General features: G+C 67.3%; 20 protein-coding genes and 3 pseudogenes. 16 read left to right on the forward strand and 7 right to left on the reverse strand.

The window, feature by feature from the left end:
- Nucleotides 1–25: 25 nt before the first annotated feature.
- The 3 genes from ACZ7J0_RS23710 (at nucleotide 26) to ACZ7J0_RS23720 (ending at nucleotide 4,419) form a co-directional block, all read left to right on the forward strand.
- A complete protein-coding gene (locus ACZ7J0_RS23710) occupies nucleotides 26–694 on the forward strand; it encodes a metal-dependent transcriptional regulator (protein ID WP_470890468.1) in 669 nt (222 codons plus the stop codon).
- On the forward strand, nucleotides 691–2,406 hold the full coding sequence (locus tag ACZ7J0_RS23715) for an ABC transporter ATP-binding protein (RefSeq protein WP_470890414.1): 1,716 nt from the start codon (nucleotides 691–693) through the stop codon (nucleotides 2,404–2,406). Before ACZ7J0_RS23710 ends, ACZ7J0_RS23715 begins: the two co-directional genes overlap by 4 nt.
- Before the next feature lie 396 nt (nucleotides 2,407–2,802).
- Nucleotides 2,803–4,419, forward strand: a complete 1,617-nt coding sequence (locus ACZ7J0_RS23720) for an MFS transporter (RefSeq protein ID WP_470890416.1) — start codon at nucleotides 2,803–2,805, stop codon at nucleotides 4,417–4,419.
- Between the two features lie 480 nt (nucleotides 4,420–4,899).
- Here the strand turns inward: ACZ7J0_RS23720 and ACZ7J0_RS23725 are convergent, their stop codons facing one another.
- Nucleotides 4,900–6,528, reverse strand: a complete 1,629-nt coding sequence (locus tag ACZ7J0_RS23725; RefSeq protein WP_470890418.1) for a S1 RNA-binding domain-containing protein — start codon at nucleotides 6,526–6,528, stop codon at nucleotides 4,900–4,902.
- Nucleotides 6,529–7,655: 1,127 nt separating this feature from the next.
- Here ACZ7J0_RS23725 and ACZ7J0_RS23730 point away from each other — a divergent pair.
- The 3 genes and pseudogenes from ACZ7J0_RS23730 (at nucleotide 7,656) to ACZ7J0_RS23740 (ending at nucleotide 10,212) form a co-directional block, all read left to right on the forward strand.
- A complete protein-coding gene (locus tag ACZ7J0_RS23730) occupies nucleotides 7,656–8,693 on the forward strand; it encodes a M4 family metallopeptidase (protein ID WP_470890420.1) in 1,038 nt (345 codons plus the stop codon).
- A gap of 391 nt (nucleotides 8,694–9,084) precedes the next feature.
- Nucleotides 9,085–9,414, forward strand: coding sequence for a hypothetical protein (locus ACZ7J0_RS23735; RefSeq protein WP_470890421.1), 330 nt, complete (start codon nucleotides 9,085–9,087; stop codon nucleotides 9,412–9,414).
- Between the two features lie 29 nt (nucleotides 9,415–9,443).
- Nucleotides 9,444–10,212: pseudogene (locus ACZ7J0_RS23740) on the forward strand (transposase).
- A gap of 364 nt (nucleotides 10,213–10,576) precedes the next feature.
- Here the strand turns inward: ACZ7J0_RS23740 and ACZ7J0_RS23745 are convergent.
- Nucleotides 10,577–12,181 (reverse strand): MFS transporter, encoded by a 1,605-nt coding sequence (locus ACZ7J0_RS23745; RefSeq protein ID WP_470890423.1) that lies wholly within the window; start codon nucleotides 12,179–12,181, stop codon nucleotides 10,577–10,579.
- A gap of 909 nt (nucleotides 12,182–13,090) precedes the next feature.
- On the opposite strand from ACZ7J0_RS23745, the gene ACZ7J0_RS23750 reads away from it, so the two are divergent.
- The 5 genes and pseudogenes from ACZ7J0_RS23750 (at nucleotide 13,091) to ACZ7J0_RS23770 (ending at nucleotide 16,587) form a co-directional block, all read left to right on the forward strand.
- Nucleotides 13,091–13,612 carry an AAA family ATPase gene (locus ACZ7J0_RS23750; RefSeq protein ID WP_470890424.1) on the forward strand — a complete coding sequence of 174 codons (522 nt, stop codon included), beginning with the start codon at nucleotides 13,091–13,093 and terminating at the stop codon, nucleotides 13,610–13,612.
- Between the two features lie 273 nt (nucleotides 13,613–13,885).
- Nucleotides 13,886–14,668 (forward strand): DUF899 family protein, encoded by a 783-nt coding sequence (locus ACZ7J0_RS23755; RefSeq protein WP_470890426.1) that lies wholly within the window; start codon nucleotides 13,886–13,888, stop codon nucleotides 14,666–14,668.
- 40 nt (nucleotides 14,669–14,708) lie between these two features.
- Nucleotides 14,709–15,578, forward strand: a pseudogene (locus ACZ7J0_RS23760) (IS5 family transposase).
- A gap of 73 nt (nucleotides 15,579–15,651) precedes the next feature.
- Complete coding sequence (locus ACZ7J0_RS23765) at nucleotides 15,652–15,945, forward strand: hypothetical protein (RefSeq protein ID WP_470890428.1); 294 nt, start codon at nucleotides 15,652–15,654, stop codon at nucleotides 15,943–15,945.
- Nucleotides 15,946–15,975: 30 nt separating this feature from the next.
- The gene (locus tag ACZ7J0_RS23770) at nucleotides 15,976–16,587 is read left to right on the forward strand and encodes a hypothetical protein (RefSeq protein WP_470890429.1); all 612 of its coding nucleotides are present in this window, start codon (nucleotides 15,976–15,978) and stop codon (nucleotides 16,585–16,587) included.
- 180 nt (nucleotides 16,588–16,767) lie between these two features.
- Here ACZ7J0_RS23770 and ACZ7J0_RS23775 read toward each other — a convergent pair whose 3' ends face one another.
- From ACZ7J0_RS23775 to ACZ7J0_RS23790, 4 genes are all read right to left on the reverse strand, one after another.
- Nucleotides 16,768–17,013, reverse strand: coding sequence for a hypothetical protein (locus ACZ7J0_RS23775; RefSeq protein WP_470890431.1), 246 nt, complete (start codon nucleotides 17,011–17,013; stop codon nucleotides 16,768–16,770).
- A 156-nt stretch (nucleotides 17,014–17,169) separates the two neighbouring features.
- Nucleotides 17,170–18,276, reverse strand: a complete 1,107-nt coding sequence (locus tag ACZ7J0_RS23780) for a sensor histidine kinase (RefSeq protein ID WP_470890433.1) — start codon at nucleotides 18,274–18,276, stop codon at nucleotides 17,170–17,172.
- Nucleotides 18,269–18,964, reverse strand: a complete 696-nt coding sequence (locus tag ACZ7J0_RS23785; RefSeq protein ID WP_470890435.1) for a response regulator transcription factor — start codon at nucleotides 18,962–18,964, stop codon at nucleotides 18,269–18,271. The genes ACZ7J0_RS23780 and ACZ7J0_RS23785 overlap by 8 nt, the downstream gene beginning before the upstream one ends.
- Before the next feature lie 67 nt (nucleotides 18,965–19,031).
- Entirely contained in the window at nucleotides 19,032–19,736 is a 705-nt protein-coding gene (locus ACZ7J0_RS23790; protein WP_470890437.1) for a VanZ family protein, read from the reverse strand.
- Nucleotides 19,737–19,765: 29 nt separating this feature from the next.
- Here ACZ7J0_RS23790 and ACZ7J0_RS23795 point away from each other — a divergent pair, with 29 nt between their 5' ends.
- The 5 genes and pseudogenes from ACZ7J0_RS23795 (at nucleotide 19,766) to ACZ7J0_RS23815 (ending at nucleotide 21,528) form a co-directional block, all read left to right on the forward strand.
- Entirely contained in the window at nucleotides 19,766–19,909 is a 144-nt protein-coding gene (locus tag ACZ7J0_RS23795; RefSeq protein WP_470890439.1) for a hypothetical protein, read from the forward strand.
- A pseudogene (locus ACZ7J0_RS23800) lies at nucleotides 19,903–20,133 on the forward strand (DUF899 domain-containing protein); the annotation flags it as partial. The gene ACZ7J0_RS23795 and the pseudogene ACZ7J0_RS23800, both read left to right, overlap by 7 nt.
- Before the next feature lie 155 nt (nucleotides 20,134–20,288).
- Complete coding sequence (locus ACZ7J0_RS23805) at nucleotides 20,289–20,921, forward strand: hypothetical protein (RefSeq protein ID WP_470890441.1); 633 nt, start codon at nucleotides 20,289–20,291, stop codon at nucleotides 20,919–20,921.
- The gene (locus ACZ7J0_RS23810; RefSeq protein ID WP_470890470.1) at nucleotides 20,864–21,055 is read left to right on the forward strand and encodes a hypothetical protein; all 192 of its coding nucleotides are present in this window, start codon (nucleotides 20,864–20,866) and stop codon (nucleotides 21,053–21,055) included. Before ACZ7J0_RS23805 ends, ACZ7J0_RS23810 begins: the two co-directional genes overlap by 58 nt.
- A gap of 44 nt (nucleotides 21,056–21,099) precedes the next feature.
- Nucleotides 21,100–21,528 (forward strand): DUF4240 domain-containing protein, encoded by a 429-nt coding sequence (locus ACZ7J0_RS23815; protein ID WP_470890443.1) that lies wholly within the window; start codon nucleotides 21,100–21,102, stop codon nucleotides 21,526–21,528.
- Between the two features lie 245 nt (nucleotides 21,529–21,773).
- On the opposite strand, the gene ACZ7J0_RS23820 is transcribed toward ACZ7J0_RS23815, so the two are convergent.
- Nucleotides 21,774–22,214, reverse strand: a complete 441-nt coding sequence (locus ACZ7J0_RS23820) for a nuclear transport factor 2 family protein (RefSeq protein ID WP_470890444.1) — start codon at nucleotides 22,212–22,214, stop codon at nucleotides 21,774–21,776.
- Nucleotides 22,215–22,285 lie beyond the last annotated feature (71 nt).

Genomic DNA, 22,285 nt, shown 5'->3' on the forward strand with positions numbered 1-22,285 from the left:
CAATGGCCTGGTCGACCCGACGGAGATGTACCTCCGGACCATTCTCGAGCTCGAGGAGGAGGGGGTGATGCCACTTCGGGCCCGGATCGCCGAAAGAGTTCGGCAGAGCGCGCCCACCGTCTCGCAGACCGTGGCGCGGATGCAGCGCAACGGGCTGGTGCGGGTGGCTGATGATCGGCGTCTGGTGATGACGGAGCCGGGCCGCCGACGGGCCATGCGGGTGATGCGCAAGCATCGCCTGGCCGAGTGCTTCTTGGCGGACGTGATCGGCCTTCGATGGGAGGACGTTCATGTCGAGGCTTCCCGATGGCAGCACGTGATGTCCGACGCGGTGGAGAGCCGGTTGACGGAGGTCCTCGGCCACCCCGCCATGTGCCCGCACGGCAGCCCCATTCCCACTGGTGAGGAGCGTGGCACCAATCTTGCCCCCGTCCTCACCCTGACGGATGCGGCGACCACCGCGCAGAGCACGGTGATGGTCGTCCGGATCGGCGAACTGCTTCAAAACGATCCCTCGGTCCTGCTGCGCCTGAAGCGCGCCGGGGTGCAGCCCGATCAGGCGGTCGCAGTCACGGCTACCGAGAGCGGAGTGAAAGTGACCGGCGACGAGCGGGCGACGATCCCCCGCGAACTCAGTGACCACATCTTCGTGGAAATCCCTGGTGGCGTACTACAAGGAGGCGAAGCCCGATGATTCGCATGCTGCTGCGCGTCCTTGGCCACGAGTACGCTCGGCCGACGCTCCGCACCGTGGCCCTGATGACGACGACCGCGATCGCCGAGGGCCTGTCCTACGCACTGCTGATTCCCGTACTACGGGCCCTGCTCGGCGGCACGCCCGCGGCTGCCTGGCCCTGGCTGATTGCGTTCGCGGCCGCGGTCGCGGCCTACGCCGCGCTGCGCTATGCCAGCGATCTGTCCGGCTTCCACGTCGGGACCGCGCTCTTGCGCGGCATGTATCTCCGTCTTGGCGATCATCTGGCCCGATTGCCCCTTGGCTGGTACGGCGCCGGCCGCGTGGGGGAGGTGTCCGTTCTGGCCAGTCGCGGCGTCCTGCAGGCGATGAGTGCGATAGCGCACCTTCTGGCACCCCTCATCTCCGCCTGTGTGACCCCCCTGACGATCGTTGTCGTGATGCTCGTTTTCAGTTGGCAGATGGGGCTGGCCGCCTTGGCTGCCGTGCCGGTCGTGGCAGCGATCCAGATCTGGACGGGACGCTCGATGGCCGCCGGCGATGCGGAACGCGCCGAACGCGACCATGAGGCGACTGCGCGCGTCATCGAATACCTCCAGGCCCAGCCGGTGCTGCGCGCCGGCGGCCGGAGCGTCGAACGCTTCGGGACGCTCGACGACTCGCTGAGTGCACTCCAGCGCGCGTCCCGGCGCTCCACGCTGTCGGCGCTGCCCAGCGTATTGGGCTTGACGCTCACGGTGCAGACGATGTTCACCGTTGTGTTGGTCCTGGGCGCCTACCTCGCGCTGGGCGGGAATGTCGATACGGCGGAGGTTTTGACGATCCTGGTGCTGGCCGGCCGCTGCGCGGATCCGCTGCTGTCGCTGGCGGATATCGGTGGCAAACTCCGCGGCGCGCGTAACGTGCTGGCCAGACTCGACACGGTATTGCGCACCGCGCCGCTGCCGGAGGCTGCCGAACCGGTCAAGCCGACAGGCCATGGCCTGAAGTTCGAGTCCGTGGCCTTCCAGCACGGCGACCGCACGGTCATCGACAACGTGTCGTTGTCCGTGCCGCAGGGGCAGCGGCTTGCCGTGGTCGGACCGTCGGGTGCGGGCAAGAGCACCCTGCTGCAATTGCTCGCGCGGTTCTACGACGTGGACGCGGGCGTGGTGCGGGTGGGAGGTGTGGACGTGCGCGCGATCAATACGGAGGTGTTGATGGCGCAGATCGCCATCGTCTTCCAGGATGTCTATCTCTTCGACGGCACGATCGAGGAGAACGTGCGTCTGGGCCGTCCTGACGCCGCCGAGGCCGAAGTGCGGGCGGCAGCGACCGCGGCGCGGTTGGACGAGGTGATCGAGCGGCTGCCCGGCGGATGGGCGACGAATGTCGGCGAGGGTGGTGCACTGCTGTCGGGTGGTGAACGCCAGCGTGTCTCGATCGCGCGAGCGCTGCTGAAGAACGCGCCCATCGTGCTGTTGGACGAGGTGACCTCCGCACTGGACCCGGTGAACGAGGCGGCCGTCCACGAGGGCATCGAGCGCCTGATGGCGGGCCGGACCGTAGTGATGGTCGCGCACCGGATGCGGACCGTCCAACGCGCCGATCGCGTCGTCTTCCTGGACGGCGGCCGGATCGTGGAGGAAGGCAGCCACGACGAGCTGCTGCGCCGCGCCGGCCGTTACGCCGCTTTCTGGGAAGTTTCCATGACACCGGCAACGAGTAAATGAGTCGGTGACCCGGCCGACGCCCGTCCAGGCACCGGTCAGCAGCGTCGTGCGCCACAGGGCGGCGCTCATGCGGGCGCCCCGAAGCGATTGACGGCCGCAAAAGGCGTGAGAACCGGGGCGAATTGGGCGCGAAGCACTGCCATGGAGCAGAAACCGGCGATCAAGCGGGTCATCGAGCACCCCCGAGGAGCGGCTCGACCGGTACGCACAACTGTGCGTCCGCTACGTGTAATTGATGAGGCCGACCAGGCCACATCTGTCGGCTGCGCGACATCGGTCGGGTTCACACGTCGTCCCCGTCAGCCCGGTGGGCCAAAAGCGTGAACGGTGCCTCACCGACCATGCGCGGGGTCTTCTCCGCAGCTGACACCAACGTTCAATCACTAGGGAGAACCAATGTCCTCGACTGTGACGACGAGCACCGCACCACCGGTTGAGCAGCCACGCCGACCTGGGCTGGTGCTCTTCATGGTCTGCGTCGCGATCTTCATGCTGATGCTCGACGCGACCGTCGTCTCCGCCGCGCTCGCCGACATCCGCTCGGACTTCGACGCCTCCATCGATGGGTTGCAGTGGGTCATCGACGCCTACTCGATCCCGCTGGCCGGCGTCCTGCTGACCTTCGCCACGCTCGGCGACCGGTTCGGGCGCAGACGGATGTTCATCATGGGGATGAGCGTGTTCACCGCCGCATCGTTGGCGTTGGCGTTCGCGGGCACCATCGTGCTACTCGACATCTTGCGCGCGGTGCAGGGCGTCGGCGCGGCCATGCTGTTCGCCACCGCGCTGCCGCTGCTCTCGGTCGCGTTCCCGGAGACGGCGGCCCGGGCGAAGGCGATCGGCATCTACGGCGCAGTGATGGCGGGCGCGACCGTCGCCGGCCCAGTCATCGGCGGCGCGCTCGTCACTCACTTCGGCTGGCGCTCGATCTTCACCATCAACGTGCCGATCGGCATCGCCATCATCGCGCTGGCCGCGCTGAAGATGCCCGAGTCGGCGAGCACCCCCGACCGCCGCTCCGACTGGCTGGGTGCGCTGCTGCTCACCGGCGGCCTCGTGGCCGGCGTGTTTGCGCTGACCCGGAGCAACGCGCTCGGCTGGTCGTCAGGGACGGTCATCAGCCTGATCGTCATCGCGGTCGCGCTGCTGATCGCCTTCCTGCCCTGGCAGGTGCGGGCCAAGAACCCGCTGTTCGACATCTCGATGGCGAAGCGGCCCGGATTCTTTGGCACCGCGATCGTGTCGGTCGCGCATATGGCCACGCTGATGGCCGCATCCAACTACCTCGCGCTGTTCCTGATCGGCACGCTCGGCTACACGCCGCTGGAGATGGGCCTGCGGCTGGTGCCGATCAGCGCCGGCGCGATGATCGCCGCGCCGCTGGCCGCGATATTCGCCAGGCGTGTGCCGATCGCGGTCTCGCTGCCGGTCACCATGTCGCTGGTCACCGTGGGCATGTACCTGATGGGTAACTTCGGCTACGACAGCGACTGGACCCACTTCCTGCCGGGCATGCTCATCGGCGGTTTCGGTATCGGCGCGCTCACCGCGGTCAACCAGGCCGCGTCGTTGACCTTCGCCTCGCAGGAGAACGCGGGCATGGCCAGTGCCACGTTCGGCACCCTGCGGCAGGTCGGCATGACCATGGGCGTCGCCGGGCTCGGCGCGATGTTCAGCCGCGTCGGCGAGGACAAGGCGGAGTCCGGGCTTGCGGCGGTCCCAGGGTCCGGCGCGGTGCCGCAGCACTTGAAGGACCAGTTCGTCGAAGGGATAGGGTCCGGGGCCGGCCACCAGGTGGTCGAGGCGGTGCCATCGCAGTTCCACGACAGCGTGCCCGCGCTTACCCAGGTCGCCGACACCGCGTCGATCGACGCGATGAACGCCCTGGCGAACCTGGGCGCGGTCATCGGCGCGGTCTGCGTGGGCCTCGCCGTGATCGCCTTCGCGGTCGACCGCCGCCGGGCCGGCAAGGTCAGCCGACAGGGGCGGGAACCCGAGCCGGCGCCGGTGTGATCTCGGACTTGGCACCACTCCCGCCGCAGGACGCGGCAGGAGCGGTGCCGATTTCCATAACGCGGTGAGGCGGCCCCCGGCGCTCAGCACGGGGAGCGCCGCGTTGAACCGTTCGAAGGTCCGCCGGCTCCCGAAGCTCACCCCCCGTTGACCTCGCCGAACGGGACGACATGCGTGACGCGATCACCTCGTCGTGGCTTCCGCTCGCCGGCACTATCGACGGTGAGGCTCGGGAGGAGGTATTCGTACGTGCGGCCCGCATACGAGGACGCCCGCCCCCAGTTCGCACTCCTGGCCGCCGGCGCCTCGCCGAGGGGCCAGCTCTCGAACTGGCTTGAGGACCCGCTGCCCTCTACCTCTTCCAGTTCCGCGGCGATTTCTACAAGGGCAAGGCCTTCGCTAGCGTGTTCTCACGCATGAGGCCGTGCCGAGAGCTGGGGCAGCAGTTGGCCGCCTCTTTTGGGCACGCCGAACAGCTCGCTACGGCCCACTACGAAGGACAGGGCTGACGGTCGAGTCGACATCGCCGTCGAACACGTAGGCGTCGGGTTCCGAGGGGCTGGTTCGACGGTACGGCTGGGGTTGGACCTCTGAGACAGCTTGCCGGTGCGAGAGGGTGATTCGACGCTGAACCAGGTCGATGTCAAGGATCTTGACCAGTAGAGCGTCACCAACCTGGATGCAGCGCTGAGGGGCTTCCAGGTGCTCGTTGGCCAGTTCGGAGTTGTGCACCAGCCCCTCGAAACCGTTCTCCACCACTTCAATGCGTACGAAGGCGCCGAACGGTACGAGTCTGGTGACGCGGCCGACGATCGTCTGACCGATCTGCCCGGTCAGCAGCGGCAGCGGATCTTCGTGCAGGGCCTTGAGAGACAGTGATACGCGTTCCCGGATGGGGTCGACGTCGAGAATTTCGGCGTTGATCTCCTGACCGACGGACATGATGTCGGAGGGGTGGTTGATGGGACGCCATGACAGCTCGGGGATATTGATCATCGCTTCGAAGCCGCCGATGTCCACGAAGGTGACGCCGAAGCTGGCGATCTGAGTCACTGTGCCGGTGACGATCTCGCCTCGGTGAAGGGTCTTGAGGAAGGCCCAGTTCCGGTCGCTCGGCGTCGGCTCGGTCTGCCAGCGGGCCCGTACCACTCCGTCGTTGTCAGGCATGACAGCGGTGAACAGAGGCGCACGTTCCTCGGAATACACGGACATGAGCGCTGCAGCATCTGAACCGGATATCCGGGCGGCCAGCTCCGGGAAGTCGTCCTCGTCAGCGACAGCGCTATGCATCTGGCCATCCTTCTCCTGCCAGACACATTCGACGAGACCCTCGGTAGGGAGGGCACCGATCACTGCGTCGACGTCGGAGGACAGGTCCGGCCACACGGCAAGCCGGGCGCGGGGAGCGAGCCCGGCGCGAACTGCGTCGACGGTGTCGAGGGTGAGGCGGTGCCACCGTGAGGCGCCTTCGGTGAATGTCTCTTCCAGGAGCCCGGCGCGGCATGCGGCGACTGCCCAGCGCAGAACGGCCCAGAACTCGTCGTCGCCCGGCCGCTGGACATCTGCGTCATCGGTCTCCATCTCATACGGAGAGGAGTCCAGGCGTTCCGGGAACAGCCCCAGCGCGCGGGTTCGGGCCAGTGCCTCCTCGCAGGGCCGGATACTGCCGATGTAGAGATACTGGTCCCATCCCACATGGACCGCGAAGGTGTCTTCCGCTTCCAGCCGGCACCAGGCGCCGTTGTCGCGCAACATGGCACGCACCAGCTCCAGACCGATTTCGAGCGCTACCTCTGCCCCATCATGAAAACCGGTCGGGCCGGCAGGGAAGAGTCCGTGCAACCCAAAGCCGTCCGCCGGATACGCCACGCCGAAATGCGCGAAGGACGGGACCTGCGGTTCACGTACGGCCAGGTGATCGACGCCGGTGTCCCCAGCGAAGGCCGCGACCGCCTGAAGATAAGACGCTTCGACCTCGCCGTGATCGCTGACGGTGTCCTCGCTGCCGGTGTAATGCCCGTGTTCGTCACGGTCGGCGGGTTCGTACTTGCTGACGCGGTAGACGTAAGGGAGCTGCACCTCCCCATCATCCAGCACGCTCCTGGCCACCCCTGTGAGGAAATGCGATGAGAGGTGAAACAGAGGCGTGGGACAACGCCCTGAGACAGATCAGGAACTTGCTGGTCAGCGCTGTGCACGCCGTTGTAGTTGTAACGGCCGAGGTGATCGAGCACTACGGCCCTTCTTGACCACTGCACGACGTCCTTCGCTGCCGCTGCCAGCAGCGCGCCTGGACGACCAGAATCGGCGATGAACGGCTCTGCGGCCTGTGCGCGGACTTCCGCGGCCTGTGCGCCCGCTGCGGCAGTCCCTTTCCGGCGGAAGGCGCTTGCAGATGCCGGACATGGAAGCGAGGCCCTGGCGGCGATCCGATCGCGTGCATCATGCAGGGCTTCCCCCAGCCTCTGCTCCGGGCCCTCGGCCACCCGCCGCGGGAGATCGCCGAGTTCCGCATCGGCCGCGACCCCTGCCAGAACCCAGCCTGCGAGGACGGCCCTTTCGATACACGGCTTGCACCACACCACCCCTGACCGATGGCCCGTCCACGCGACGAGCAATCCCGCCCTGGCTCGGTTCTCCGGCTTCCAGACAGGGCGCCGAGGCCCTTGCCCTTCAACCCCTACAGGTCCGGGCCCCGGCCAAGGGAGCCGTGGGGTCCGCCGTGTCGGGTTGACCGGCTTACTCCGCCCTCGCACATGCCCATGCCCATGCCTGGCACAGAGAACCGGCGGGCCGATGAGCCCCCACTCCATCTGGCACTTCGCCCTCGGCGAGACCATCGAGCGCGCCGAACTCCACGGCCGCCACGGCGGGAGAATCCATCCGCCCGTCAGTCCCTCGCGAACGACCCAGAATGTCTTCCTGTTCACTGCGCCCGCAGGCCTCTTCGACGGCTGGACCGGCGAACATGCGCTCTTCACCGGCGAGGGAGGCAGCACAGGAACGGACCAGCTACCCACCCACGGCAAGAAGTACGGGATCCGCCACCCGGTCGATCATCCCGGACGACACGAGCGTCTTGCCGCCCCCGGCGTCGGCCGCCCCGCGAGGTTCACCCGGGCGAAGAACTTTCCCGCATGTCAAAGCCTGGTCAAAGTGGGGGCCGGTGCGCGAGGATCACGCCCGCACCACGCCACCCCCCTTGGACCACCACATCCCACAACAGGAGGATGTACATGGCTCGCCGCACATCCCGCGGCCTGATCGCCGCGGCCACCGCCACCGTGGCGCTGCTCGCTCCGGCCGGAGCGGCCGGGGCCGCCCCCGGCCCGGCCGCACCCCAGGCCCGCATCTTCATGGTCAACCCCGTCCAGTCCTCGGGGGACCAGTCGCTCACCGACGCCAAGGACGCGGCCGACGCCGTCCCGGCCTCCGCCTACACCTCGGCGGCGCTGCGCAACCTCGACGGCAGCGGCGGACTCTCCGGACGGTGGGCCTCCGTCAGATCGGACACCGGTGCCTCCGCGAAGATCGCCGAAGCGGGTGCGTACACCCGCCACGACGACCAGTTCGAGCAGGTCATGGCGTACTTCTGGGTCAACGAGGCACAGGAGTACCTCCAGGGTCTCGGCTTCGGCAGCGAGCTGCCCGGCGCCAACGACCGCGTGCAGCCCGTCCGTATCAACCAGTGGGGCGCTGACAACTCCTTCTTCACCGACAAGAAGGCCGAGATCCGCTTCGGCAAGGGCGGTGTGGACGACGCCGAGGACGCCGAGGTGATCGTCCACGAGTACGGACACGCGGTGCACAACGCGCAGGTGCCCGGCTTCGGCACCTCCCCGGAGGCCGGGGCCATCGGCGAGGCGTTCGGCGACTACCTGGCCGTCGAGGTCGGGGCGCACGCCGACGCCCGGTACGGCTGGCCGCGCAAGGCCGACCTCGCGTGCGTCGCCGACTGGGACTCGGTCACCTACAGCGCCACCCCGCACTGCCTGCGCCGCATCGACGGCGACAAGGTGTACGGGGACCGGGTGGGCGAGGTGCACGCCGACGGCGAGATATGGTCCCGGGCCCTGCTGGACATCCGGGGCGCGCTCGGCGCGAGGACCGCCGACCGCATCATCGTCAACGCCCAGTTCGGCTTCGCGCCCGACACCAGCTTCGAGGACGCGGCGCTGACGACGATCGCCACCGCCCAGCGCATGTATGGCACGAGCGCCGCTGACGCGGTCCGTGCCGCCTTCAAGGCGCGCGAGATCCCCGGCATCCAGTAGACCCGGGACGGGGGCCGGCGCCTCTCAGCGCCGGCCCCCGGCACGAACCCGGGCCAGCTGGCCGCTGGACGACCGCCTCGCCTACTGGGTGACGGTAGCCGAGGGCCGCGCCGGGGAGCGTACGTTCCAGTGGCCGGGCGGCGGCTCCTCAGGGCCGTCCCGTGACTGCCCCGGCGTGGGTTGTCCATGGGCAGCCCGTCTCTCTCAAGCGGTGAGTTGAGAGACTCCTGTCATGGGATCTTGGGGAACTTTGGGGCCGGCGCTGTTGTCTCTGGCAGGTGTTGCGCTCGGCGCGGGCGGGTCGCTGTTTGGCCAGTACCTCGTGTCGCGAGCGAGCGCCCGGCAGCTTGAGATATAGGAGTCGGCCGCGCACCGTGCGGAGCTGAAGAACGTGATCCTGAAATTCCTGAGCATCGCGTCGCAGGTGGAGAAGGCGGCGCTCACGCGCCCGCCCGGTGGCGGGACCGCAGCCGATCCTATGCTGGACCAGCTCGTCGATGACCTGTGGCTTGCGCAGGCGGAGATCGACCTGGCTGCCAGAAGCGAGCCCCTGCGGGGCGCTACGTATCGTTATGCGGCGCGACTAGCTGAGGCGGCCCGAGGCGAGATAGCCGACGCGTCGGCACTGCGCGGTTCGCAGGTGCAGTTCATGGACGCCGCGTATGACGACCTGTGGCCCGGACAGCGACGCGCGGCCGGGGATTCCCTGAGACCTTCGTGAGGCGGAACCGCGGGTGGGACGATCTTGCCGTGGTTGGTGTGATGACGGCGTCGGAGCCCTCCTGGATAACCCCGTTCTCCGGGTTGAGCCGGTCCTGCTTCCGCAAGCTGATCACCGCGTTACGCCGCGAAGGCGCGGAGCCGGTGCGCAAAGGCCGTCCCTGGAGTCTGCCGCTGGAGGACCGCGTACTGCTGGTGACTGCGTACTGGCGTACTAACTTGACGCTGCGCCAGCTGACCCCGCTGTTCGGCATCTCGAAGTCCGCGGCCGACCGCATCATCGGCCATCTCGGGCCGTCGCTCGGGCTCCGGCCCCGCAAACGGTTCCGCAAGGACACGGTGCTCATCGTGGACGGCACCCTCGTCCCTACCCGGGACCACGCGATCGCCGACCAGTCCAAGAACTATCGGTACTCCACCAACCACCAGGTCGTCATCGATGCCGGCACCCGTCTGGTCGTCGTGGTCGGCCGACCGTTGGCCGGGCAGCCGGAACGACTGCGGAGCGTGGGAGGAATCCGAGGCCAAGGCCGCCGTCGGCAAGACCATGGCAATCGCCGATGGCGGCTATCCGGGCACCGGACTCGTGATGCCGCACTGCCGCCGGCCCGGTGAGGAGCTGCTCGACTGGAAGCAGGAACACAGCCGCTCGCACAAGCAGGTCCGGGCCCGTGTCGAGCACGCCTTCGCCCGCATGAAGACCTGGAAAATCCTCCGCGACTGCCGCCTCAAGGGAGACGGAGTCCACCACACCATGCTCGGCATCGCCCGCCTGCACAACCTCACCCTCGCTGGCTAGACCGCCAAGTCACCAGCCAGACGGCCATGCTCGCCCATTCGGAGACCATTTACGGGACGGCCCTTAGCAGCTGCGCTCGACCGGGGCGTGGAGCCTGTCCGCCACGCGACGGAAGGCAGGGCAGCTGCGATCGAGCGGGACCGGTCCGGTGCCCGAGCCCTGCGGCAGACGCGAATCGAACCGCCACAACCACTACGAAGCGATCGCTGTCCTGCGGCCAAATGTGCCGCTCGGAGTGGCCGACTGAGGCGTTCGGACACACGCGCCTGCGACTGAGCGCCCCAGTTGGCCGCTGAGCGTTGTTTTGGCCGCTTGAGCATGGGGAGGCGACCCGCCGATGTGACTCAGCAGGCTCACTGTCGTGTCAGCACGGAATCTCATCCGAGTCGGTATCGATCGCGCGACTGAGCTCGGAGCTGCGGGCCTCTTCGTAGTCCGGCTCCGGTATTGGACCCTTCTTCTTTCCGACAGCAGGCAAGGTAATCAGCAGCACAGCTGCTCCGAGGAGTGCGATGACCGCGATCCAGCCCGCGCCGACGTGCATTGCATGGATAAACGCATCATCAGCAGCCTGAGAAAGAGTGGGCCGGTGGATAGCGGTGGCGACGTGGCGGGCCTGTTCGGCGGAAACTCGCGCCTGATCCTGCACTGGACCGGGTGCACCCTCCAGCGAAGGTTCTATCGCACGTCGGTACATGATCGACATGATCGTGCCGCCTACTGCGATTCCGATCACACTGCCGGTTTGTCGCACGGTGTTGGTGACGGCCGATCCTGCACCGGCCTGTTCCAACGGCAGGTCACTGATCAATGCGGCGGTAACGGGGCCGATCACCATGCCGATCGAGAGACCCTGTATCAACAACAGGATCTCGATCCAGACGAGTGGAGTTTCGAGCCCGAGGAACCGATACCCGCCCATGGTCAGTGCGGCCACGGTTAGCGCCGGCACAGTGACAAGGCGTAGCGGCAGGCGGCGAACCAGGCGCGAGGCAAGGGGCGCCCCCGCGAGCGCGCCGAATGCGGTCGGGATATTGGCCAAACCCGCCTTCATCGGCGAAAATCCGAGCGCGCCTTGCAGGTAGAACGCGTTATAGAAGGTGATGGCGGCCACAGCAAAGAGCAGCAATCCGAGCGCCACATTGCCGCCACCGAATGTGCGTTGCGCGAGCAGTCGCGGATCAAAGCTGGGTACCTTGACGCGCAGTTCGACGAGTACGAAAACGGCCAGCAGAACCAGACCGACAACGATCGGCGCCCAGACGTCGGTACGACTCCACACAGCCACCTGCCCCGCCCGGATCAGCCCGTAGGCCAACGCCACGAGCCCACTGATCGACAGCAGCATTCCAGCGGGGTCCAGTGGCCGCAGAGTGGGGCTGCGGAAATTTGGAATTAGCACGGCGATCCCGACCAACGCCAATGCCGCGACCGGGACATTGATGAGAAAGACCGAGCCCCACCAGAAATGTTCGAGCAAGAACCCCGCCAACACCGGTCCGGCAGCCATTCCGATACCGGCCGACGTCGAGAAAACGCCGATCGCGGCAGCCCGAGCGGGGCCAGTGAAGGTCCACATAAGGATGGCCATCATGGCGGGCGTGATCAGCGCGCTGCCTACCCCCATCGCAGCTCGAGCTGCGATCAGCTGGCCCGCGTCGCCTGCGCACGCCGCCCACAGCGAGGACCCGGCGAAGATCGCCAACCCACTGGAAAACACAGTCCGGTGACCGTACCGATCACCCAATGCGCCTGCGGTGAACATCAATGTGGCGAAGGCCAGAGTGTACGAACCGGTCGCCCATTGCAGCTGACCGGGATTCGCCCCCAGTCCACGGACCGGGTCTGCAAGGGTCTCCAGCGCAGTACTCAGGACGGTATTGTCCAGCCAAATCAGCAGCGAACACAACATAAGAACGGAAAGAATCAACTGCTGCCTGGACTTCGGCAACGTTGGAGGCGCGGTCATGAACACCCTCGGATATCGATCGGCGGGAACCTGAACGACTGGACCATAAGCAAACTCCACGACGCCGTCAAGCTTAATTTTTCCTGTCAAGATTGTTGCGGCCGACCGGAATATATGCCCTCTGCCAAATTTGCGGACTGAACAATTTTGTGCCCTCTGGCGGATTTGCGAGTTGAAGGATTTCATGACTTCCGGGGAGGTTGCGACTGAGCGGATTTCATGCCCTCCAGCGAGCTGTCGCACAGGTTCTGCGACCCCAGCTCGGCGCCCATGCCAAACCGCAGCTCCCGCCCGCCCAAGACCGCCGGAACACTGGCAGTTACCTGACGCTTGACCAGCATCATTTCTGCGTCACTCACCATGGCCTTCAGCTGAGATGCTCGGCGTGCTGAAGTAGGGGTCGCCCTGGGTGACCTTGGCCCAGACGAAGGCGGATGCCTCCTGCCGTTTCCGGTCGTCCATGATCGGCTGGAAGGGTCCGGGAACGGGAGGGAGGTCTCGACGATCTCCTGCCAGAGGTCCAGGGGCACGGACCAGTCTCGGGGAGCGAGGCGGCGCTGCTGGTAGTGGATCGGAGCGGGGGCGACATCCAGTGCCTGGGCCACATCCTGCAACACGGTGGCGAATTGGGCGGTGCCTCGCTCTTCGAACCAGCGGTAGACCCCGCCGGTGGACGCATACTGGCCTCCCTTCGGGTTGATCCCGAGGAAGTTGGCGGCGCCGCCCGCGGAGCCGCCCATCGCCCATTGGGCAAGGAAGACCGAGCCGAGACGACGCAGTGACTCGGCGTGCGAACCGGGCCGAAGAGGTCCGAGGTGGCGGTCGTACCAGCTCTGCTGCAGACACCATCCTGAGACACGGATTTCTGCTGTGCCTGTGCCCGCGGCCCGTACAGTAGCGTCGGGTTTCATGATCATATGGCTCAACGGGACCCACGGCGCGGGCAAGACGACGACCAGTACGCTCGTGCAGCAGCTGATCCCGGATTCACGGGTGTTCGACGCCGAGAAGGTCGGCGAGACACTCATGGACATCAAGCCGGGGCTGCCCTGGACGGGCAACTTCCAGCACTGGCCGCCGTGGCGGCCGCTCGTGGTCGAGACCGCCCGCCGCGTACTCGACTACGCCGGTGGCACTCTGGTGATGCCCATGACTGTCCTGGTCGAGCAGTACTGGCGGGAGATCAGCACGGGCCTGGCCGAACATGCCATTCCGGTGAGGCACTTCGTCCTCCACGCCGACCAGGACACCCTCCGCGAGCGCATTGAGGGCGACGCACTTCTCGGTCCCTCCCCATTCCGTCTCGCACACCTTGAGCCCTACGCCGAGGCGGCCCGCACGTGGCTGCACACCGAAGCCGAGGTCATCGACACCACGCACCTCACGCCCGCCCAAACCGCCCTGCGGATCGCAGAGGCACTCAAGAGCTGAGGCCCACCGCCATGCAGAACCCGAAGCCCTGCAGGTGACAACAAGCCTGTCCATGTGACAACCAGCGTGCTGCGGCTCACCGGCTCGGGGCCCTCCCGCGTGCCGCCGTCGCCCGGGTCGGGCGACGGCGGCCTGTCTCACCCCGACGTAGCCCGGGCAGGTTCGGCCGAGGGCGCGCCGCGGCGATGAGTTCCGGCCGGGTCGCGAGTCTGTTCTGATGATCGTCGTGCAACGTCGTGCGACGCTGCCCGGCACGAGATGACGGAGGACACCATGACGACCACGCCGGACGACCCGAACACCGCGCTGCCCGGCCGCCCGCGCGTGGTCGACCTGGCCACCTGGCAGACCGCTCGTGCCGAGCTGCTGGTCCGCGAGAAGGCCCACACCCACGAGGGTGACGCGATCGCCGCGGCCCGCCGCCGGCTGCCGATGGTGGAGTTCGACGGGACGGTCGAGGTCGTCGGACCCGACGGCCCGGTGCCGTTCCTGGACCTGTTCCAGGGTCGGAGCGAGCTCGTGGTCTACAAGCACATGTGGTACGACGGCGCGCCGCACCAGGGTCAGTGCGAGGGCTGCACCACCACGGCCTGGCACCTGAAGGACGCTGTCTACCTCAACGCGCGTGGCGTCTCGTTCGCCATCCTGACCACGGGCCGTTGGGACGAGGTGGCCTCCTTCGTCGAGTTCATGGGCTACACCCAGCCGTGGTACTCGGTGCGCGACGTGGACGCGCCGGTCGGCGACAGCATGGGGTACCTCACCTGTTTCCTGCGCGACGGCGACCGCGTGTTCCTTACCTACTCCACGACGGGCCGTGGAAACGAGCGGGTCAACGCGTCCCTGGGGCTGCTCGACATGACGCCCTACGGGCGCGACGAGGCGTGGGAGGACAAACCCGAGGGCTGGCCCGCGGGGCACGGCCCGTGCTGGTTCTGGCGCTCGGACGCGGACGGGAACGCCACCTGGGGCCCGACCAGCCGCCCGGTGCCGCAGTGGACCCGCCCCGGCGCGACCCCCGAGGAGACCCTCGGCCGGCACGGCCACCACCACTGAATTCCCGAGTTCCTCGGGGCAGGGGGACGTCAGCTCTTGGTTGGGGCCTGCACCGAGTGGGGGGCGTCTGGAGCCGCACTTGCCGGCATCGGGACAGCGTGGCGGACGGTGGAACCATCACCGCAAGGTGATCAATGGGATCTTGTTCCGGGTGCGAACCGGCATACCGTGGCGGGACCTTCCCGAGCGTTTCGGTAGCTGGAAGACCATGTACGAACGGCACCGACGCTGGTCGGCGGACGGCACGTGGGACGGGATCCTGCGTGCCGTCCAGGGCGACGCCGACCTCGCCGGCCGGATCGACTGGAGCATGGTCAGCGTCGACTCAACGTCCTGCCGTGCCCACCAGCACGCTGCCGGCGCCCGGAAGAAGAAGCCACGCGTCCCAAAAAATGGACAACGCCCCGGCACCACCGCCCCGACGAAGGACTCGGACGGTGTCCCGGGCGGCCTGGCCTGCAAGATCCACCTCGCGGGAGAAGGCGGATGCCGACCGATGGCCTTCCTGGTCACGCCCGGCCAGTGGGGCGAAGCACCGCAGATGATCGCGGTCCTCGAACGCGTAAGCGTTCCCTGTCCGCAGGGCGGTCACCCCCGCACCCGGCCGGACCACCTCGGCTGCGACAAGGCATACAGCTCACGCCGAAACCGCCGTTACCTGTGAAGACGCCAGATCAAGCACACCATTCCGGAGCCGAAGGGCCAGCGGGCCAACCGCAAACGGCGCGGCAGCAAGGGCGGCCGACCCACCGGCTTCGACAGCGAGATCTACAAACGCCGCAACGAGGTCGAGCGCACGATCAACCGGCTCAAGAACTCCGGGGCCGTCGCCACCCGCTACCACAAGAGGGCCTACGTCTACCACGGCACCGTCACCACTGCAGCGATCCGGCTCTGGCTCCGCCCGTGAGATGCGCCCTGCACGTGGCTGCGCCCAGAACTCCATAGCCACCAGCAGCGTCGTCTCATACAGTGCCGAAGGCATGACGGCACTTGCATCCTTCACCTTCGTGCGCCACATCGACGGGCTCCGCTACCACTTCGAACGCGACGGCGAGCACAACGGCCGCCCCGCCTACCGCCGAACGGACGGGAACGTGTGGTGTGTCTGGTCGCCGACCGACGGCTGGCACTGCGAGATCGCTGACGGCCTCGTCACCGCCCATCCCCTCAACAGCCACGCTGACGAACCCGAACCCCCTGCCACCGTCTGGCGCAGCTTCAAGAACGACCGCTCATACCTCTACGACCTCCAGACCCTCGCCCCCGAAGCATGATCCGCCGGACAAGCCTAGGCTGGGGGCGTGATGCGCGACTTGATCGCCGCTTTCAGCACCGCGGCTCGCGGACGACTGTCAGCAGCAGGATGGCGAAAGCGGTCGGGCGATATCTACACGTTTGACCTCGGTGAGAGCTTCCATGCCTGGCTCGGCCTCAACCGCGCGTCAAGACATCATCCCTTGAAGATCAACCCGGTCGTCGGGCTCCGTTACGACCCCGTCGAGCGTCTCCTCGCAGAGATGCTGGGCCAGCGCCCGGGACCATCGGCAACGATCGCCCAGCCTGTTGGATATCTGGCGCCGGGCAACACATTCCTGCAGCTCCAGGTGAATTCCGGGCAGGCTGTAGAACCGGCCTCGGATGAACTTCTGGGGTTGGTGAACGAGTACGGGTTGCCGTTCGCGCGGAGCCATGCAAATCCAGAGGCACTGATCGCGGCACTCAAGGCCGGCGGCAACGTACCGAATCCCGAACGGGCAAGACTGCTCCTGCCGGCCCTGCACCTTCTTCAGGGCCGGCAGGAGGCTGCTCGCGAGTCGGCCATCGGGCTGGGCCACTACCCCGACGGCACCGTGGGACCGGCAGCTGCCGAGTACCACCGCTTTGCCGCCGCATTGGCGCTGCTGCTTGCAGACTAGGGCGACCTGGGGGGACTCGTTGTGCTGGTGACCCCGTCGTGTGGCCTACACCGAACTTCCCGACCAACGCTCTCGCTTCGTAGCGGACGGCGAGCTTGCAACAGGCGTAGTAGCCGAAGGTAAGGGTGGTCGAGCGGCGGCGACCATGTCCTGCTGCCGGGCCGAGCGCCGTGAACGACGTCACTCACTGATCTGAGTGTGCGCCGGTCCCGAGTCGTAGCGGTCGAGAAACTCGTTCGCCGGGAGGTCGAGCGCATGCAGTTTGGAGAACACCTCCGTACCCGCGCCTACCTCCTCGTCGCCGTCGGAGATCCGGTATGCCTGCACCATGTCGAGGACTTCGAAGTCGCTCTCCGCGGCATACATGGCCGACTCCCGCTCGGCCAGTTCGACGGCCTCGTTGAGGGACCGTGCCCGGAACAGCACGACACGCTCCTCGTATGGCCGGTTTTCCCAGTTCAGCCATCTATAGAAGGTTCTGGCGCTGTACCACGCCTTCGGCTCTTGCTCCATTACCGGCCCGTCATCCCCTCGCGCCAAACCCTGATCATCGCAACGAAAGATCCACTTTCGCAACTGGCCTTAGTGGGCTCCGCTCGAGGACGACGCCCACGGCGTGCCGGGAAGCCTCACCGTGACGAGGAGACCGCCGGCGGGGCGAGGGACGAGGTCGAGGGTCCCGTCGTGGGCGCGGACGATGCTGTGGACAATGGCAAGGCCGAGGCCGACGCCGGCGTGCTCGTCGGTGCGTGCGCGTTCCGTTCCCCGCTGGAAGGGTTCGGTGAGGGTCGGCACCAGCTCCGGTGGGAGCGGATGACCTGTGTTCCCGACCCGCACCACGCTCACGCCGCCCCGCGCTTCGGTGTGGACCGTCACGGTGCCGCCGGCAGGGAGGTTGTGGACGATGGCGTTCTGAACGAGGTTCGTCACCATCCTCAGCAGGAGCTCCGCGGAGCCGCTGGTCTGTGTCGCTCCGCCGGTGACGTCGAGCGTGATCCCGCGGCGTTCGGCGAGGGGGAGCAGGGTTTCGGCGGCCTCTTCGGCGACGAGGGAGAGGTCGACGCTCTCGCGGGTGAAGGTCCCGCGGTCGCTGCGGCTGAGCAGCAGGAGGGCCTCGGTGAGCCCGATCGCGCGCGTATTGACAGCCTGCAGGCGTTCGAAGAGTTCGCTTTGGTCCCGCGTGGGGTCCCTGCGGGCGACGTCGAGCAGCGTCTGCGAGATGGCCAGCGGGGTGCGCAGTTCGTGGGAGGCGTTCGCGGCGAACCTCTGCTGCTCGGCGACGTGCGACTCGAGTTGTTCGAGCATGGTGTCGAACGCGTCGGCGAGTTGTCGGAATTCGTCCTGGCGGCCTTCCATGTGGATCCGGTGGGACAGCGATCCGTTCCCGGCCATCCGTGCCGCGGCCGTGATCTGTGTGAGCGGTGCGAGCATCCGGCCGGCGAGGATCCATCCTCCGACGAGCCCGAACGCGAGCAGGAAGACCATCGCCACGGCCGCGGCCGGGGCGAAAGTGCGCACAAGGAGGTAGCGGTTGGGCGCGATCCCGAGAAGGCCCTTGGAGGTGTCGGGTACGTAGCGCAGCAGGAACACCCACACCACGGCCAGCAGGAGAGCCCCGGCGACGGCGAGGAACCCGGCGTAGCTGAGGGTGAGTCTCAGTCGAACGCTGAGCCCGGAACGTCTATGCATGCGTACTGCCGGGGCGGGTGGTCTCGGGGATGGTGCCGATGCGGTAGCCGACACCCGGCACCGTGGCGATGATCCATGGTTCGCCGAGCCGTTTGCGCAATGCGGAGACAGTGATGCGGACGGCGTTGGTGAAGGGGTCGGCGTTCTCGTCCCAGGCCCGCCCCAGCAGCTCTTCGGCGCTGACAACCCCGCCTTCGGCGGCGACGAGGACTTCGAGCACGGCGAACTGTTTGCGGGTGAGTGCGACGTAGCGTCCTTCGCGGAAGACCTCCCGGCGGAAGGGGTCGAGGCGCAGGCCCGCGATCTCGCGGACCGGGGGCCGGGCGTACGCGCGCCTGCGGTCGAGCGCCCGTAGCCGCAGGACGAGCTCCCGCAGCTCGAACGGCTTGGTGAGGTAGTCGTCGGCACCGAGTCCGAACCCCGACGCCTTGTCGTCGATCCGGTCGGCGGCGGTGAGCATGAGGATCGGGACGCCGCTGCCGGAGGCGACGATGCGCCGGGCGACCTCGTCGCCGGAGGGGCCGGGGATGTCGCGGTCGAGGACCGCGAGATCGTAGGAGTTGACGCTCAGCAGTTCCAGGGCGGAGTCGCCGTCGCCGGCTATGTCGGCGGCGATCGCCTCCAGCCGCAGACCGTCACGGACGGCTTCGGCAAGGTAGGGCTCGTCCTCCACGATCAGTACGCGCATGTCCGAAGCCTAAGCAACACAACGTATCGCCGACATATGCAAAGGCGTGTGCACACCGGCCCGCGCCTCAGCCTGCCGGTGCCGGCGCGGGGCGAGGCTGGTCCGACGGCGCTTGCGCCGTAGTGCGCCACCAGCGACGCGACGCCAACGCGGCCAGCACGGCGCCGGCGGCGTTGACCAGTACGTCGTCCACGGAGGACACCCGGTCAAGGCGCAGGACGTACTGTGCTGTTTCGACCAGGACCGAGCATCCCGCCCCGAGCGCCAGGATCCGCGGCACGGAGGCCAGCGCCGCGAACCGCATCGGGGCGAAGAACCCCAGCGCCGCGAAGACCAGTAGGTTGCCGACGATCCCGAGCGGCCCCATCGTAAGCAGGTCCCGCAGCGGGACCAGGCTCACCCGGCCGGGGACGATGCCGGCCCCGGCGCCCGGCATCATGGTCATCCATAGGAACGGCACCGTCCCGTGGACCACGCCCACCTCGGCCATCGACATCCGCCACGCCGATGTGACGCCGGCGGCGCGCCGACGGCGCGCCAGAGCCCACACCACCAACGCGGCCAACGGCAGCGCGACCAACGTCATGAGCACCACACCGTTGAACGTACCGAAGCAGCGTTGCCACCGCCCGGCCATGCACATCGGAGCGGCCATCATGAGCGGTCCCCTCACGACGAATACGGCGCTCACCATGCCCAGGATCGCCAGGCTGAGGAGCACCATCCTGCGGGTGCGGCGGGGCGGTGCTGACAGGGAGGCGCTGTGGTTCATGCACCCATTGGAGACGGAGGGCCGTTGCGGTGGCGTATGCGATTTTCGATACGCGCGCGATACACGGAATCCCCGGCGTCGAGGAACTGGCGCAAGCCGGCAGTGAGATGGTCCCGCCGCCGGCGATCGAAGGCGACGCGATCGCCGCGGCCCGGAGGCGGCTGCCGACATGACGCCCTACGGCCGCGGCGAGGCGTGGGAGGACGACCCGGAGGGCTGGCCCGTGATCGGCGATGTCCGCGAGGGGTACCGTCCGAGGGTCGCCAGGCCTGCTGGTACTGGCGCTCGGACGCCGACGGCGTCGCCACCTGGGGCCGACCAGCCGGCCCGTGCCGCAGTGGACCCGCCCCGGCGCGACCCCGCGGAGACCCTCGGCGGGCACGGCCACCACCCCTGACGCGCCTTCGTCGAGGGCGTCGGCGAAAGGGGTCAGGTGCGGGCGGAACCTCCGGACGAGCGGGCGAGGGCTGCCAGGCCGGTGGGGTCAAGGCGCACCTCAAGACGGCTTGGGCCAGCTCCGACGAGCCTACGAGCGATGGCGACAGCGCGGTTGTGACGAAGGCGATGTCGCCGATCGAAGCTCGCATCCGAGAGCGGCACGCGACCATCCATGCCCTGCTGGCCCAGGAACACAGGATCCGGGAGATCGCCAGGGAACTGCATATGGGCGGTAACACCGTCCGCCGCAACGCCCGCGCGGCAGTCCCCGAACAGCTCCTGACCGGCAGGCGCCAGCCCCGGGCCAGCCACCTCGACCCCTACAAGCCCCACCTGGACAAACTCTGGGCCGAAGGACACACCAACGCCATCCAGCTGCTTGCTGAGCTCCAGAACCTCGGCTACCGCGAGAGCTACCAGATCATCAGCGACTATCTGCGACCGAGGCGCCGCCGACGTTTCCGCGTTGTCCCACCCGCACCACCAGGAATCCGCCGGGTCACCGGCTGGATGATGCGGCACACCCCGAGAACCTGGCCGACGGGGAAACGCCAGCAATTCGCCACCGCCCTTGCCGACTGCCCTGAACTGAAGGCCCTCCACGAGCACGTCCGCGGGTCCTTCAGACCCGTTCCGGACAGCACCTCAAAGACTGGATCAACGCCGCCCGCACCGCGGACCTGCCCCACCTGCATGCTTTCGCCACTGGTCTGGAGAAAGACTGGGATGCCGTGCTCCAGGGCCTGAGTACACGCTGGAACTCAGGCCCTGTCGAAGGCCGCGTCAATCACATCAAGATGATCAAACGCCAGATGTTCGGACGGGCCAAGCTCCCCCTGCTCCGCAAGCGGGTCCTTCTCACAGCAGCAGCGAACAGGTGACCCGGGAGCCGAGCCTGTCAGATCCCTGCGGCATGCTCGCCGGCATGAACGAAGACACCTTCTGGCAGCTCATCGAGGACTGCAGGCCCAGGGAACCTGACCCGGACGCCGACCTCCTTGCAGACACCCTCTCCGAGCGGCTTGCCCAGTCTCCGTTGTCGCTGGTCATCGGCTTTGCCGAACAATTGTCGTGGGCGCTCTACCGGCTGGACCGCAAGGAGTACGGACACGACCTGGGCGGAGACGCCTTTCTCTACACCCGTGCCGCGGTCGTCGCCGCCGGCCGCACCGAATTCGACAGCGTCCTCGAAGTCCCTGCGGCCTTCACTCCTTACGCCATGGACCTCATCTGGGCCGAGAGCCTGCTCTACACACCGGACCGGGCATACAGACGCATCACAGGGGAGAAGTGGGACCGCGACACGCGTTACTCCTACGAGTCGTGCTCGAATACCGAGGGCTGGGCTGATTGAACAGCATGGCCTGCGGATGGTGACGAACTCCAGCGCTGTCGCCGTTGATCGTCCTCACGGAATGTGTGCCAGATCCCGTAACTCATCAACAAAGCCACACGTCGACACCTGTGCGTACGATTTCACGGTCGTCTCCATGAGGAACTTCGATTCGGTTCCGCGAGAGACGACGCTGTTTTCGCCCATCGCGCAGGCAGGGTACGGGCCGGGACCATAGGGCCCCGGCCCCGAGGGCCGCACTCGTGCTACTTGCCTTCCAGCGCCGCCACCAGCTGAGACAGGTTGCCGCCGGCCACGATGAGGGCAAGGTGGTCGTGGTAGTCCCGGCTGCTGACGATCAGGCCGTCGCGGACCCGCAGCACCTGGATGTTGGAGGCCTCGAAGGTCCGTCCAGTCAACCGGTGGTGCACGTGGTAGTCGAACTCGGCGATGACCACCTCCGCGTCGTCGGTTTCCCGGACGACCACGTTCGCCGGGGTCAGATCCACTGGCGAACTCGCGGAGACTTGAGCGAACCGCTCCTTGAGTGCGGCCCGCCCCTCGACCCGGCGCGGACCGACCGGCTCGAATACGGTCTCCACTACGGCGTCCTCGGCATAGAGCTCGGCCAGCTCCGTGAACCGCCCCAGGCTGATGCCCTCGATCAACTTCTGGAAGACCTCGCGCGGTGACAGCGTTTCAGTCATGACCAACCTCCGATGGGATCCACGGCTAGAATCGGACCAGCGACTCCGTTTTCACGATACGGACTGGAGAC

It is taken from the genome of Streptomyces sp. NPDC038280 (genome assembly GCF_055600045.1).